The sequence below is a fragment of the Roseiarcus fermentans genome, from assembly GCF_003315135.1.
GTDB lineage: Bacteria > Pseudomonadota > Alphaproteobacteria > Rhizobiales > Beijerinckiaceae > Roseiarcus > Roseiarcus fermentans.
In genome coordinates this window covers 224,088-237,555 of record NZ_QNRK01000003.1, presented here as the reverse complement: position 1 = coordinate 237,555, position 13,468 = coordinate 224,088, and the positions used below count along the sequence as shown (strand labels likewise).

The window sequence follows — 13,468 nt, the reverse complement described above, 5'->3', positions numbered from 1 at the left end:
TCCTATATTGCGCTCTCGCGGACGGGGAATGGGCCGCGACAGCGAGGGCGCAATGTCCACCATCGAGGTCATGCCGGCGCGGCTCACCGGCGAGGAGACCGCCGATCTCCGGCGCGCGATCGCCTGCCTCGAAGCGGCGAGCTTCGCGCAAAGGCTCACCGACGCGGTCGGACGCCCGATCGGGGCCATCACCCGCAATGCGCCGGAGGCCGCCCGCCGCTTCATCGCCCGGGCGAGCGAGAGCGCCTTGCGCTCGGCGCTGACGCTTGCGCTCACCACCATCGACCGGAAGCGGGCGGCGCGGCCCGCGGGCCGCGCCCATACGCTCGCGGCCGCGGCTTCGGGCGCGGTCGGCGGCGCGTTCGGACTGGCGGCGCTGCCGGTCGAACTGCCGCTGTCGACGGCGATTTTGATGCGCTCGATCGCCGAGATCGCGCGCGAGGAGGGGGAAGACCTGGGCGCGCCGAACGCCGCCCTCGCTTGCGTCGAGGTGTTCGCGCTGGGCGGACGCGGGGAGGAAGCGGCCTTCGAGAGCGGCTATTTCGCCATTCGCGCCGCCCTCGCCCAATCGGTGAGCGAAAGCGCGCGATTCCTCGCCAGCCAGGGGCTCGGCGCGCAATCGGCCCCCGCCGTGATCCGCCTGCTCAGCCAGGTCGCGGCGCGGTTCGGCGTGATCGTGAGCGAGAAAGCGGCGGCCCAGGCGGCCCCGATTCTGGGCGCCATCGGCGGCGCCGCCGTCAACGCGGCGTTCGCCTCGCATTTCCAGTCGCTGGCGCGCGGCCATTTCATCGTGCGGCGGCTTGAGCGGACGCACGGCGCGGATCTGGTCGCGTTCGAGTACCGCCGCCTGAAGGGCGAGGCGGACAGGAAAGCGGCCTGACTCCGGCGGGGCCGGGCGGACGATGACTCGCGCGCCGCGCGACGGGCGACGGGGCAGGCGCCGCTGGGGCTCGGCGGCGGCCTTCGCCGTCTGCCTCCCGGTCGGCGTCGCGCTCGCCGCCGGCTCGCCGATCCCGGCGCTCACGCCCGTCCCGAGCGCCCCGAGCGCCCCGCCGCCGCCGATGCGAATCCTGCGGGTGACGAGCTCGGACCCGGCCTGCCAGCCGAACTGCCCCGAATGGATCTCCGCCGAGGGGATCATCAGCCGCGGCACGGCGTCCGCTCTGGCGAAGGCGCTCGACGGTCTCGGCGGCCGCCGGCTGCCGATTCTGATTTCGTCCTACGGCGGTTCGGTTCGCGACGCGCTGGACATGGGTCGCCTGATCCGCGCGAGGCGTCTCGCGGTCGCGGTCGCGCGCACGCTGGTTGCGAACTGCCCGCAGCGCGCCCGCGAATGCCCGGATGCGCGCGGACGCGCGATGGTCGACGGGGCGGTGTGCGCCTCCGCCTGCCCGTTCGTGCTCGCCGCCGGCGTCGCGCGCCTCGTCGGCCCCGCGCCGCGGGTCGGCGTCCACCAGATCACGACCGTGTTCGAGGAGACGGAAGGGGCGGACCGCCCGAGGAGGACGGTCAAGGTCTACGAGCAGGACTGGGTCGACCGGACGGTGGCCGCCTACCTCGCCTCGGCCGGAGTGGGCGAGCCGGTGATGGAGTTCCTGCGCCGGACGCCGGCGGCGAGCATCCGCTGGCTGAGCCTCGACGAGATCAAGGCCTCCCGCCTCGCCAGCGAAGCGCTCGACCCCGCGGCGCCGATCTCGACCGAAGGCGGGGGCGGCCTCGCCGGCTTCGCCTTCGGCGACCTGGCGAAGCCCGACGTCATGACGGCGACGGCGCCCGATCGCGGCGGCCTCGGCGCCGTCCTCACGCTGACCTATCGCCGCGGCGGCGGGGCGCTGGAGCTCGCGCTCGCGCGCGCCGGCGAGCGCGCGACGAAATTCGAGGTCGGCTTCGCGCCGGCGCCGGGCGCTTCGCTCGCGTCGGTCGAGGCGCGGGAGCGCACTGCGCGCCCGCTCCTGCCGCGCGACCGTTTTTGCGCCCGCCGCGGCGACGGGCCGCTGGTCGTCACGGCGGCGGGGCCCGCGTCGCCGCCACTCGCCTTCGACCTCGCCGGCGCCGCCGACGTCGAGGCGCTCGCCGCCGAGGCCTGCCCGTAGACCTGCGGCCGCGCCCGGGAAAAGTCGCCGCCGTTGCTACACTTACGCTACGGCCGCGGGCTGATCTTAACGCTTCGTCAACCAATCGGCTCCAAATATGGTTAACGAAGCGCGAACGGACCGGCATGATGAACGCCCACGTGACCCCACAACAGGCATTGAATTTCCGGGGCCGGTCGCTGCTGGCCTTCGTGCTGGAGCCGACCCTGCCGCTCGAGGCGTGGTTCGCCACGCTCGACGCCTGGCTCGTCCGCTCGCCCGCCTTCTTCGCCGCCAAGCCCGTCATTCTCGAAATGGCCGGGGTCGACATCGACCTGAAGGCGTACCGTGACCTGCTCGGCGCGCTGGCGCGCCGGCACGTCCGGGTGATGGGGGTGGAGAACGCCAGCCGCTCGCTGGTCGGGCCGCACCTGCCGCCGGTCGTCTCGGGCGGACGCGCGGTGAGCGCGACCGCGCTGGTCGACGACGAGGCGCCGCCCGCCGCCGCGCCGGCGAGGGCTGCGGCCTCGGAGCCCTTGTTCGTCGACGGCAACATCCGGTCTGGCCAGTCGATCGTGCATCCCGACGGCGACGTGACGATCGTCGGCCGCGTCGCTTCGGGCGCCGAGATCGTCGCCGGCGGCAGCGTCCACGTCTACGGCGCGCTCCAGGGTCGGGTGATCGCCGGCATCTCGGGATCGCCGGACGCGCGCATCTTCTGCCGCGAGGGGCGCGCCGAACTCCTGTGCATCGGCGGCGTCTACGCGACCGCCGAGACCATGGACCCCGCATTCGAAGGCCGGAGCCTCGAGGTCCGGCTCGTGGGCGAGGAGCTGAAGCTCCGCGCCCTCGACTGAAGCTTTTGAAAGGACAGAGCGTATGAGCAAGGTGATCGTCGTGACCTCCGGCAAGGGCGGAGTCGGCAAGACCACCTCGGCCGCCTCGATCGGCGCGGCTCTGGCGCAGACCGGCCAGAAGGTGTGCGTCGTCGACTTCGACGTCGGCCTGCGCAACCTCGACCTCGTCATGGGGGCCGAGCGCCGCGTCGTCTACGACTTCATCAACGTCGCGCAAGGCGACGCCAAGCTGGCGCAGGCGCTGATCCGCGACAAGCGGGTCGAGACCCTCTACCTGCTCGCCGCGTCCCAGACCCGCGACAAGGACGCGCTGACCGACGAGGGCGTCGAGCGGGTGATCGGCGAGCTCAGGGCGAGCTTCGACTGGGTCCTGTGCGACAGCCCGGCGGGAATCGAGCGCGGCGCCCTGCTGGCGATGCGGTTCGCCGACGAAGCGGTGGTGGTGACCAACCCCGAGGTTTCGTCGGTGCGCGATTCCGACCGGATCATCGGACTGCTCGACGCCAAGACGCGGCGCGCCGAGGCCGGCGAGCGGATGGAGAAGCGCCTGCTGCTCACCCGCTTCGACGCGGGCCGCTCGAGCCGCGGCGAGATGCTGAGCGTCGCCGACGTGCTCGACATTCTGTCGATCCCGCTGCTCGGCATCGTCCCCGAGGATCAGGAGATCCTGCGCGCCTCCAACGTCGGCGCGCCGATCACGATCAACGGCTCGACCAGCCCCGCCGCGCGCGCCTATCGCGACGCCGCGCGACGGCTGATGGGCGAGACCATCCCGATGGCGATCCCGGACGACAGGAAGACCCTGTTCAACCGTCTGTTCAGCCGGAGGGCCGCATGAGCCTCTTCCGTTTCCTCAAGCCCCGCGGCTCGGCGCCGGTGGCGCGGGAGCGGCTGCAGATCCTGCTGTCGCACGAGCGGGCGGCCATGGGCCCGCGCGACCTCGTCGCGTTGTTGCGCGACGAACTGCTGGCCACGATCGGACGCCACGTGCAGATCGACCCCGACAAGCTGGTGGTGAAGATGGACCGCGCCACCGGGTACTCGACGCTGGAGATCGACGTCGAGATTCCCTGCGACACGGCGGCGCCCGCGCGGCCGCAGGCGACGGCGGCGTGAGAGGCGCGGCGGATCGCGGGCCTCGCGGGCGCGCGCGCTGACCGCGAGGCATGAACACACCTTCGTCCCAACCTGACGCCGGTCAGCGCCGCACGCCTCCTCCCCCCTTGTGGGGGAGGCCGGGAGGGGGGTCGGGCCATGCCTATCCGTTGGGCGCGGCAGGGAATCTCCCAAGCTTGGCGTGACCCCCCACCCTGTCCCGCCCCCACAAGGGGGGCGGGAGACGTCGCTCGCCACTCGAAGTTCCGCCGGCAAAGGCATGTGATCCAGTAGGTCGCTGACCGCGCGGTCGCGCTCGGCGAGCGCGGCTGCACAGGGCGGCGTCCGGCTATCCGCCGCGGGCGCGCCTCTTCCAGCGCCGCAGGCGAGCCTGCGAAAAAATCGGAGGCCGCCGACCTCCCGGCCACGCCCGCGCCAAACCCGTCCTGCAAGACCCTGCTCGGAACCGCCGCCCATCCCGGATTCGGCCTGCCCCGGAAAGCCCCGACATGTCCGACAACCCGCTGCTCGAACCCTGGACCGGCCCGTTCGAGGCGCCGCCGTTCGACCGCATCGCGCCCGGCCATTTCCGCCCCGCCTTCGACGTCGCCCTGAGCGAGGCGCGGGCTGAGATCGACGCCGTCGCCGTGAACCCGGACGCCCCGACCTTCGCCAACACGATCGAGGCGCTGGAGCGGAGCGGCGCCGCGCTCGACCGGGTGGCGAAGGTGTTCTTCACCCTCGCCGGCGCCGACACCAGCGACGAAATCGAAGCGATCGAGCGGGAGATCGCGCCGAAACTCGCGCGCCACAGAAGCGACACCTATCTGAACGAGGCGCTGTTCCGCCGCGTCGACGCGCTGAAGGCGCAGGCTGCGGGACTCGGCCTCACGGCCGAGCAGGCGCGCGTCCTCGACCGCTACCATCTCGACTTTGTCCGCGCCGGCGCCGGCGCCGAGCCGGAGGCGAAAGCCCGGCTCGCCGCGATCGGCGAGCGGTTGGCGACCCTGTCGGCCGCATTCGGCCAGAACGTCCTCGCCGACGAAAAGGCCTGGACGCTGTGGCTCGACGACGGCGATCTCGACGGCCTGCCCGATTTCACGGTGGCGAGCGCCGCGCGCCTCGCCGCCGCCCACGGCGAGCCCGGCCGCTACCTCGTGACGCTCGCGCGCTCGAGCGTCGAGCCGTTCCTGCAGTTTTCGGCGCGCCGCGATCTGCGCGAGGCGGCCTTTCGGGCCTGGGCGGCGCGCGGCGAGAACGGCGGGGCGACCGACAACCGCGCCATCGCGGCCGAGACGATCCGCCTGCGCGCCGAGCGCGCCCGCCTGCTCGGCTACGAAAGCCACGCCCATTACCGCCTCGCCGACACGATGGCCAGGACGCCGCAGGCCGCGCTCGACCTGCTCGAGTCGGTCTGGGCGCCGGGCGTCGCCGCGGCCGAACGGGAAGCCGAAGCCCTCGCGGCGATCGCAGCCGGCGAGGGCGGCAATTTCCAGGTCGCGCCGTGGGACTGGCGCTATCTTTCGGAAAAGCGCCGAAAGGCCGAGTTCGACTTCGACGAGAGCGCAGTCAAGCCCTATCTCCAGCTCGACCGGGTGATCGAGGCGGCCTTCCATGCCGCGAGCCGGCTGTTCGGGCTCAGCTTTTCGGAGCGCTCCGACCTCGCGCTGCCTCATCCCGACGCGCGGGCGTGGACGGTCAGTCGCGACGGCGCGCCGATCGCGCTGTTCGTCGGCGATTATTACGCGCGGCCATCGAAACACAGCGGCGCCTGGATGAGCAACATCCGCGGCCAGGACCGGCTCGACGGCCCGCGCCTGCCGATCGTCCTGAACGTAATGAATTTCGCCAAGGGCGGCGAGGGCGAGGCCGCGCTGCTGAGCTTCGACGACGCGCGCACCCTGTTCCACGAGTTCGGCCACGCGCTGCACGGCATGCTGTCGGACGTGACCTATCCGGCCGTCTCCGGAACCCGCGTGCCCGGCGACTTCGTCGAATTCCCCTCGCAGCTCTACGAGCACTGGCTCGAGCAGCCGGAGCTGCTGCGGCGCTTCGCGGTCCACTACCAGACCGGCGAGCCGATGCCCGAGGCGCTGATCGACAAGCTCGTGCGAGCGCGGCGCTTCAACCAGGGCTTCGCGACGGTCGAATACACGGCGTCCGCTCTGGTCGATCTCGCGCTGCACCTCGAACCCCGGCCGGACGACCTCGACGTGGTGGCGTTCGAGCGGGCGGAACTCCAGCGCATCGGCATGCCCGACGGGATCGCGATGCGCCACCGCACGCCGCATTTCCAGCACGTCTTCTCCGGCGGCTACTCGGCCGCCTATTACAGCTACCTGTGGTCCGAGGTGCTCGACGCCGACGGGTTCGAGGCCTTCGCGGAGGCGGGCGACCTCTTCGACCCCGAGGTCGCGCGCCGTCTGCACGACTTCGTCTATTCGGCCGGCGGCAGCCGCGACTTCGAGGAGGCCTACCGCGCCTTCCGCGGCCGCCCGCCGTCGCCCGACGCGCTGTTCCGCAAGCGGGGACTGGCCCAGGCTTCGGCGTAAGGCCTTCGAGCTGCGGCGAGGGCTAACCCCGAGCCTCGGCGCTCGCCCCCTCCACCATCCCCCGGATCAAGTCCGGGGGTCGCATGGTCCCCCTCCCCCGCCTCGCAGGGGAGGACATCGCCGCCGCCGCGCTTTCCTCCCCCGTGAAGCGAAGCGGAACGGGGGAGGGGGACCAGCCGAAGGCTGGTGGAGGGGGCCCGCCGAGCGGCAGGTCGGCCGGGACGCGATGGCCGGGTTACCGCACGAGCCCTCGAAAAGGCCGGAGCCCGGTCGGGACCGCGCGGTCTTCGCCCCGCGCTCCGCGCTAGCCCGCCCGGGCCGCGGCCCGCTCGTACCGCTCCCGGACCCCGGCGGTCGGCCGCAACGCCAGGCGCTCGGCGAGCAGCGCGCGGGCGAGCCGCCAGCGCCCCGACCGTTCCGCGGCGGCGATCAGGGTCAGGGCGACGATGTCGCGCTGGGCGTGGCTGCCGCCGATCCGGTGCGCGTCATACCGCGCAGGCAGAATCGCCTCGATCGCCTCGGCGTCCCGGCCCTCGCCGTAGCGCAGCATGCCCTCGACGAGCCGCCGCCCGACCTCGGCCGTGACCGTGTGGTTGTGCCCGCGGCCGGCGCCGACGTAGTCGTCGAGCGAGCGGCGCAGTCGCGTCGCGTCCTCGGGGTCGGGCGAGCGCGCCGCCGCGAGCGCCGCGTGCAGATCGTTGAACGCCAGCACGTGATCGTCGACATGGCCGCGCCAGGCGCGGGCGACCGGCGCCCAGCGGTCGCCGACGTCGACGCCTTCCAGTTCGAGCCGCCACAGCAGGGCGGCGGCGTCGCAGCGGTCGAGCGTCAGGTCGTCGGCGAGCCGTGGCGCGACGAAACGGTCGTAGTTGGCGAGAACCCTGTCCGCGCGGCCCTGTTCGATAAGGTAGAGCGCGAGATGCCAACCGTTGTGGCCGGCCATGAAATGGGCGGGTCCCCACGCGTCGTGCGTCGCCTCGAGGAAGGCGATCCCCTCCTCGGTCCGGCAGGCGGTCTCGAACACGTGCGCCAGCGCATGCGTCGCCCAGGCGTCCTTCGGGTTCCGGGCGAGGGCCTCGCGCGCCGCCGCCTCGGCGCGGCCGAGATCGCCCGTCTCCTCGAGGCCGAAGGCGTAGGCGCCGAGCACGAAGCTCGCCAGCGGATGCCCAGCGTCCCAGGCGGGCCGGACGCGCGCGATCGAATCGCGGATCGCCGCCGACTGGCCGAGGAAGAAATAGCCGTCCTGAGCCAGGCGCAGCGCGAGGGCGTCGGTCGGCCAGTCGACCAGGATCGCCTCCCAGGCGAGCGTGGCGTCGATCGACCGCCCCTCGGCCCACGCCTCGACCGCGGCGAGGTGCAGCCGTTCCCGCGGCGAGGCCGCGGCGAGGGCGCGCCGCGCGGCGTCGATCGCAGCGACGACTTCGGGATGGTCGCCGCGAAAGCCGCCGATCAGGAACAGCCCGGCGATCGCGGTCGCGCCGAGACCGAAATCCGGCTCGGCGGCCAGCGCCTGCTTCAGGTGGCCCACGGGGTCGCCGGTCACGCCCCAGTAGTCGGCGACGGCGCGATCGTAGGCCGCGGCCGCGTCGGCCGAACCCGTCAGCGACAGCCCCAGTTGATCTTTCGCCATTGACTGCCGCCCTCGCAATACCGACCTTCCGGCCGCGACCCTAGCGCTGTGTCGCCGCGACGTCGAAAGGAAACCGGGCATGAAGGGCAAGACTGTGGTCGCGACCGGCGCGACGTCGGGGGTGGGCGAAAAAGCCGTGTTGGCGCTGGCTCGCATGGGCGCGCGGATCGTGTTGGTGGCGCGCGACCAAGCCCGCGCGCAGGCGACGCTCGGCCAGCTCGAGCGCGTCGCGCCCGGCCTCGGCCACGCCGCCCATCTGGCGGACCTCTCCAGCATGGCCGACACCCGCCGGGTCGGGGGCCTGATCGCCGGGTCCGAGCCGCGGATCGACGTTCTGGTCAACAACGCCGGCGCGATGTTCGCCGACCGGCGGGTGACGCCGGAGGGGCTGGAAAGGACGTTCGCCCTCAATCACATGGCCTATTTCCTGATGACGCGCGCGCTTGGCGGGACGCTGCGCGCCTCGGCGCCGGCCCGGGTCGTGTCGACCGCCTCGGACGCGCACGCCTGGGCGAGCCTCGATTTCGCCGATCTGCAGGGCGCGAAAGCCTACAGCGGCTGGCGCGCCTACGGCCGGTCGAAGCTCGCCAACATCCTGTTCACCCGCGAGGCGGCGCGCCGGTTCGCCGGGTCCGGCGTCACCGTGAACTGCTTTCACCCCGGCTTCGTCGCGAGCCGGTTCGGTTCGGAGACGGGCGGCTGGGTGAGCCGGCTCGTGCCGCTCGCGCGCGCCTTCGCGCTCACCCCCGACCAGGGGGCCGACACGCTGGTCTATCTCGCCTCCTCGCCCGAGGTCGCGGACGTGACCGGCGGCTATTTCGTCAAGCGCAAGCGCGCCGAGCCCTCGGCCGCCGCGCGCGACGACGCAGCGGCGAAGCGGCTGTGGCTGGCGAGCGAGGCGCTGGCCGGGCCGTGACCGGGTCACGCCTTCCCGCTTTTCCGGCGAGCGGGTCTGGATGCGCCGCGCCGCCACGCCGCTTCGAGCGCTGCGCGCAGTTCCGGCTCGGTCAGCGCCGAGAGGGTCGCGCAGGTCCAGCCCTGCCGGCCCCAGGCGTTGTCGAGCGCGGTGAAGGCGTCGGGCGCGACGGCGCATTTCAGCGCCTGCTCGTCCGGCGAAAATTTCAGATTGGCCGTCCGTTCGTCGGGCGCGAGCGTCGCGAAGGTGACGCGCGCCCTGAACGCCCGGCGATCGAAGTGCGGGTATTCGGCGACGCCGTCGAGCGCGAGCGCGATGCGGCGGAAGTCGGCGGCGTCGGTCATGGCGGCGCTCCGGCGGCGAATTGCGGCTCCTCATGCTAGGAGCGTCCGAACTTGCATGAAAAGGCGGACGAAATGGCGGCGGACAATGCAGCGGCGCGGCCGGCGCTCGTGGTCGGAGCGGGCCCGGCGGGCCTGATGGCGGCCGAGGCGATGGCGCGCGCCGGCCGCAAGGTGGTGGTTCACGACGCGAGCCCGAGCCCGGCGCGAAAATTCCTGCTCGCCGGGCGGGGCGGCCTCAACCTCACCCACTCCGAACCGCTGCCGCTTCTCCTCGGCCGCTACGGCGCGGCGGCGGACCGCCTGCGGCCGGCGATCGAGGCCTTCCCGCCCGAGGCGCTGCGCCATTGGGCCGCCGAACTCGGCGAGGAGACCTTCGTCGGCTCGAGCGGCCGCGTCTTCCCCAAGAGCTTCAAGGCGACGCCGCTCTTGCGCGCCTGGCTCAGACGGCTCGCTGCGCTGGGCGTCGCGCTGACGTCCCGCTCGCGCTTCGTCGGCTTCGGCGACGGCGGCGCCCTGCGCTTCGCATCGCCGCAAGGCGAGGACATCATCGAGGCGGCGGCGGTCGTGTTCGCGCTCGGCGGCGCGTCGTGGCCGCGGCTGGGCTCCGACGGCGGCTGGGTCGAGGCCTTCGGCGCGGCGGGCGTCGAGGTCCGGCCGCTCGCGCCCGCCAACTGCGGCTTTCTGGTCGCCTGGTCCGACCACGTGCGCGGCCGGTTCGCCGGCGCGCCGCTCAAGACCATCGCGCTTCGCCACGGCGACGCCCGCGTACGCGGGGAAGCGGTGGTGACCGCGACCGGCCTCGAAGGCGGCGCGATCTACGCCCTCTCGGCCCGCCTGCGCGACGCGATCGCGGCCGACGGCGGAACGACGCTCGCCCTCGATTTCCGCCCCGACGTGGACGAGGGCGCGCTCGCCGCGCGGCTGGTTCGCAAGCCGGGCCAGTCGGTCGCCACGGTCCTGCGCAAGGCCGGGCTGGCGCCGGTCGCGGCCGCGCTGATGCGCGAGGCGGGTCCCCTGCCCGAGAGCCCCGAGGGCCTCGCCACCCGGGCGAAGCGTTGTGAATTGCGCCTCACCGGCGCGGCGCCGATCGCCCGCGCCATCTCGACCGCCGGCGGCGTCGCCTGGAGCGAGATCGACGACGATTTCATGCTCGTCCGCCGCCCCGGCCTGTTCGTCGCGGGCGAGATGATCGACTGGGAGGCGCCGACCGGCGGCTATCTGCTGCAGGCCTGTTTCTCGACTGGCGCCGCGGCGGGCCGCGCCGCCGCCCGCTTCGCTGCGGCGGCGGATTTGCCGGCGGCGGGTCGAGCCGGGTAGCGGGGGCGAGGGCCGTCCGGCCCTTCGGTCCCATTGGGCGAGGTCGGCGAGGGGAGTTTCCGGCTGGAGCGGCTTGGGTTGCCGGCCGGACCGAAAGTTATGGTTCGGGCGGCGGCTAGACTAGGCGGCGACCTTTGTGGCGAACACGCACGGCTCGGCGTCAGTGGGGGCTGCAAAAATTGGCCACCAGAAGTTGTGCGCGGTCCAGCCCAACTCCCGACCGCCAACCTGCTGGAGCAGGATCAGCGCCGGCTTCGAGCGATGATCGTCAAGGACCTTCTTTCGGAGGGCGGTGCCGAGGATCGACCTGCCGGACTTGTCGCCTGAAGCGGCTCGCGACAGCTTTCTCCCGGTCTCGACGTAGATCAGGATCTGTCCATCCCCACCTTGTGCCACGGCGGCGTAGTAATCGATCAGGCCGCGCATCGCGCCCCATTCGAACTCGACCGTGTCGAACTCCATGCTCTTTGCAATGGAGTCGATGATCGTGATCGCTATCTCGCGGTCGACGGCGACGAAGTCCCCCGTGTCGCGCCACTCCGGCGCGATAAGGCGATCCAGGTCGGCCTGGATGTTCGCCATAATCGCGCCGCCCTTGGTCTGGAAGTCGCTGGGCAGGAGCATGTCGTCGGGAGAGACGGCTACGACATTGCTGAGTAGCACCTTGTTAGGGGCGCAGGGACGTACTCGACGTTCGGAATCCGACTGGATGAACACGACGCCGGCATCGTGTGCTCCCGTCTCGAAGGCTTTCCTCAAAGACCCTTCCAAGGCATTGATGGTGAACAGGCGATCGTACACGGCCCGTGATGTGTAGAACCGGGTGACTGCCAGATCGCGGCGATCGCGATTTCCGTACATTCTGGAGTGCTGGAGTACCGTGTCCGCTTGCATCGTCTTTGGGTTACGTCCGTAGTAGAACGATATTAGATTCGGGATGGTGATGCCTCGGTCAAGGATGTTACCCCCAACCCAAATATTGTAGGGCGTGCGTAGTTTTAGCTCGGCGTTGGAGTCAAGCAAAGCCATGACATCGGTGTCTGAGTTGACCTTCTCGACGGCAACATCGTCGCTCTGCAGCGCATCGATGAAGGCCTCGAAAGCTTCCTTGCGGTCTGGAAGATTGCCCTTGTCGGCAAGGACCGACGTTTCAAGGTCCTTGAATGCAGCGTCAAAGAGCGGACGCAGTTGCGTCGGATCGTTCTCAGCGGCGTTGACGATGGCCTGAAACATCCAGTCGATGACCTGATCCTGCCACGCGTGCGCGGCGCGCGCGATGTCGTTGTGGATCACCATGGCGTACTTCTTCGCGCGCTCGCCGCCTTCCCGTTGTTGCCATCGGCGGACACCAACAGCGACAACGAAGGTGACGATCGCCCTACGCAGACCTGAAGCATTATCCGTCTCAAGAACGTTGTTAGCGCTGATGCGCCGCTTGTCGGGACGTCGGAGCGCGTCCTGCTCTTGCTCGGCGACCTCGACGATCAGCTTCGATCGAGGATCGTCGGTATCGAATTGGCCGAAGTAGTCGTTTCCGCCGACATAGCCGGAGTGGATGGGCAGAAGCTTCGTGAAAGCGGGGCGCTTCGGCTTGAACACGCAGGTGGCATCTACCTCTTCGTAATCTTGAGGTTGTAGGTACAGCGAGTAGGGTGTGGCCGTAACCTGCAGGAACGCGATCCCTTTCGTCATGTTGCGCAGCTGATCGATCTGATCGGCGATGGCGCCCTGGTTGACGGCAGCGTCGCCGACCTTCCGAACGAAACGCACGCTAGCTAAGTCGGCCTCGTCATCCACAAGCAGGACCTTGCGATCGTGCAGGTCTTTGTGCTGCTCGATGAACTCGATGAGGCGGGCGAGATTGCGGGCCTGCTTCTTCGCCACGATGACCACCTTCTTGCGTAACTCGCTGCGGCGCAGCGTGCCCGGCAGATTCATAATGTCGACCACCAAGAATTCGTCATCCTCGATGAACTCCGCGAAGTCGCCTTCAAGCCGACGGACCGTCTGCGCTGAAAGCGTCTTGGTACCCTTGGTCAGCACGATGGCCATGTCGTATCCACAATCGAAGGCCCGGGCGATGACACCGACGAAGGCGCGGGTCTTGCCAGATTGGATCTTGCCAAGGAGCATGCCCGGCTTGTCGCCAGTGGTCGAGGCGTTCTCCAGTTCCCCGACGATCTCCTCGATGCAGTTCGAAAGAGCTTCGTCGTCGCTCCGGAAACTCTTGAGCCGCGAGTAGAAGGACGAAGAATTATCCAGAGAGCTCAGCTTCCGGTTGTTGCGCTTAAGCCACGCGCGAATCTGAGTACGCCGGAACACCGGGCCGGACGCAAGTTCCTTGAGGGGTTGCGGAAAATCGGGCGAGCGCACTCGCCAGTTCGCAACCGCTTGTGTGCTGACGCCCCCCATCGCCGCAATTTCAGCGATGCCTACCAGATCGTGTTCCATGTCGCCTTCCTGTGAGCGCCTGCCAGTCCGTGTACATCACTCACAGATCAACGTCAACTCGCGTGACGTTACCGCGCGGGTCACCAATCCCTCACGCCCAGCGCGGAGCGCCGTCGCAAGGTTCCGAGCATTGCACAGGCTCGCAATGGTTTTACATTCCAAGAGCGAAACCTCAGCCTCGATAGGAAGACGTGGCTCGAAGACGCTTCGCGGCTTCCTCCCATTTGCACGAAT

11 protein-coding genes are annotated in these 13,468 nt (G+C 70.5%); 8 read left to right on the top strand and 3 right to left on the bottom strand.

Annotation, left to right across the window (positions count from 1 at the left end; genetic code table 11):
- Positions 1 to 52: 52 nt before the first annotated feature.
- The 6 genes from DFR50_RS04185 (at position 53) to DFR50_RS04160 (ending at position 6,576) form a co-directional block, all read left to right on the top strand.
- The gene (locus tag DFR50_RS04185) at positions 53 to 880 is read left to right on the top strand and encodes an EcsC family protein (protein WP_113887974.1); all 828 of its coding nucleotides are present in this window, start codon (positions 53 to 55) and stop codon (positions 878 to 880) included.
- Between the two features lie 22 nt (positions 881 to 902).
- Positions 903 to 2,093: a COG3904 family protein gene (locus DFR50_RS04180; protein WP_113887938.1), complete on the top strand. Its 1,191-nt coding sequence runs from the start codon at positions 903 to 905 to the stop codon at positions 2,091 to 2,093.
- Positions 2,094 to 2,233: 140 nt separating this feature from the next.
- Positions 2,234 to 2,929, top strand: coding sequence for a septum site-determining protein MinC (minC, locus tag DFR50_RS04175; RefSeq protein ID WP_245427300.1), 696 nt, complete (start codon positions 2,234 to 2,236; stop codon positions 2,927 to 2,929).
- A 22-nt stretch (positions 2,930 to 2,951) separates the two neighbouring features.
- The gene (minD, locus tag DFR50_RS04170) at positions 2,952 to 3,767 is read left to right on the top strand and encodes a septum site-determining protein MinD (RefSeq protein ID WP_113887937.1); all 816 of its coding nucleotides are present in this window, start codon (positions 2,952 to 2,954) and stop codon (positions 3,765 to 3,767) included.
- Positions 3,764 to 4,045 (top strand): cell division topological specificity factor MinE, encoded by a 282-nt coding sequence (gene minE / locus DFR50_RS04165; RefSeq protein WP_113887936.1) that lies wholly within the window; start codon positions 3,764 to 3,766, stop codon positions 4,043 to 4,045. The genes minD and minE overlap by 4 nt, the downstream gene beginning before the upstream one ends.
- 488 nt (positions 4,046 to 4,533) lie before the next feature.
- Positions 4,534 to 6,576, top strand: a complete 2,043-nt coding sequence (locus DFR50_RS04160; protein ID WP_113887935.1) for a M3 family metallopeptidase — start codon at positions 4,534 to 4,536, stop codon at positions 6,574 to 6,576.
- Between the two features lie 304 nt (positions 6,577 to 6,880).
- Here the strand turns inward: DFR50_RS04160 and DFR50_RS04155 are convergent, their stop codons facing one another.
- Positions 6,881 to 8,206 (bottom strand): tetratricopeptide repeat protein, encoded by a 1,326-nt coding sequence (locus tag DFR50_RS04155; protein WP_113887934.1) that lies wholly within the window; start codon positions 8,204 to 8,206, stop codon positions 6,881 to 6,883.
- A gap of 79 nt (positions 8,207 to 8,285) precedes the next feature.
- Between DFR50_RS04155 and DFR50_RS04150 the strand changes: the two genes are divergently transcribed.
- Complete coding sequence (locus tag DFR50_RS04150) at positions 8,286 to 9,122, top strand: SDR family oxidoreductase (protein WP_113887933.1); 837 nt, start codon at positions 8,286 to 8,288, stop codon at positions 9,120 to 9,122.
- Positions 9,123 to 9,127: 5 nt separating this feature from the next.
- Here the strand turns inward: DFR50_RS04150 and DFR50_RS04145 are convergent, their stop codons facing one another.
- Positions 9,128 to 9,466 (bottom strand): MmcQ/YjbR family DNA-binding protein, encoded by a 339-nt coding sequence (locus DFR50_RS04145; protein WP_113887932.1) that lies wholly within the window; start codon positions 9,464 to 9,466, stop codon positions 9,128 to 9,130.
- A gap of 72 nt (positions 9,467 to 9,538) precedes the next feature.
- Between DFR50_RS04145 and DFR50_RS04140 the strand changes: the two genes are divergently transcribed.
- A complete protein-coding gene (locus DFR50_RS04140) occupies positions 9,539 to 10,783 on the top strand; it encodes a BaiN/RdsA family NAD(P)/FAD-dependent oxidoreductase (protein WP_113887931.1) in 1,245 nt (414 codons plus the stop codon).
- A 120-nt stretch (positions 10,784 to 10,903) separates the two neighbouring features.
- On the opposite strand, the gene DFR50_RS04135 is transcribed toward DFR50_RS04140, so the two are convergent.
- Positions 10,904 to 13,234 carry a Z1 domain-containing protein gene (locus tag DFR50_RS04135; RefSeq protein ID WP_113887930.1) on the bottom strand — a complete coding sequence of 777 codons (2,331 nt, stop codon included), beginning with the start codon at positions 13,232 to 13,234 and terminating at the stop codon, positions 10,904 to 10,906.
- Positions 13,235 to 13,468: the final 234 nt, after the last annotated feature.

Excerpts from the sequence above, each read along its gene's own strand:
- DFR50_RS04185 (WP_113887974.1), top strand. The coding sequence starts at position 53 with ATGTCCACCATCGAGGTCATGCCGGCGCGGCTCACCGGCGAGGAGACC.
- DFR50_RS04180 (WP_113887938.1), top strand. The coding sequence starts at position 903 with ATGACTCGCGCGCCGCGCGACGGGCGACGGGGCAGGCGCCGCTGGGGC.
- minD (WP_113887937.1), top strand. The coding sequence starts at position 2,952 with ATGAGCAAGGTGATCGTCGTGACCTCCGGCAAGGGCGGAGTCGGCAAG.
- minE (WP_113887936.1), top strand. The coding sequence starts at position 3,764 with ATGAGCCTCTTCCGTTTCCTCAAGCCCCGCGGCTCGGCGCCGGTGGCG.
- DFR50_RS04160 (WP_113887935.1), top strand. The coding sequence starts at position 4,534 with ATGTCCGACAACCCGCTGCTCGAACCCTGGACCGGCCCGTTCGAGGCG.
- DFR50_RS04155 (WP_113887934.1), bottom strand. The coding sequence starts at position 8,206 with ATGGCGAAAGATCAACTGGGGCTGTCGCTGACGGGTTCGGCCGACGCG.
- DFR50_RS04150 (WP_113887933.1), top strand. The coding sequence starts at position 8,286 with ATGAAGGGCAAGACTGTGGTCGCGACCGGCGCGACGTCGGGGGTGGGC.
- DFR50_RS04145 (WP_113887932.1), bottom strand. The coding sequence starts at position 9,466 with ATGACCGACGCCGCCGACTTCCGCCGCATCGCGCTCGCGCTCGACGGC.
- DFR50_RS04140 (WP_113887931.1), top strand. The coding sequence starts at position 9,539 with ATGGCGGCGGACAATGCAGCGGCGCGGCCGGCGCTCGTGGTCGGAGCG.
- DFR50_RS04135 (WP_113887930.1), bottom strand. The coding sequence starts at position 13,234 with ATGGAACACGATCTGGTAGGCATCGCTGAAATTGCGGCGATGGGGGGC.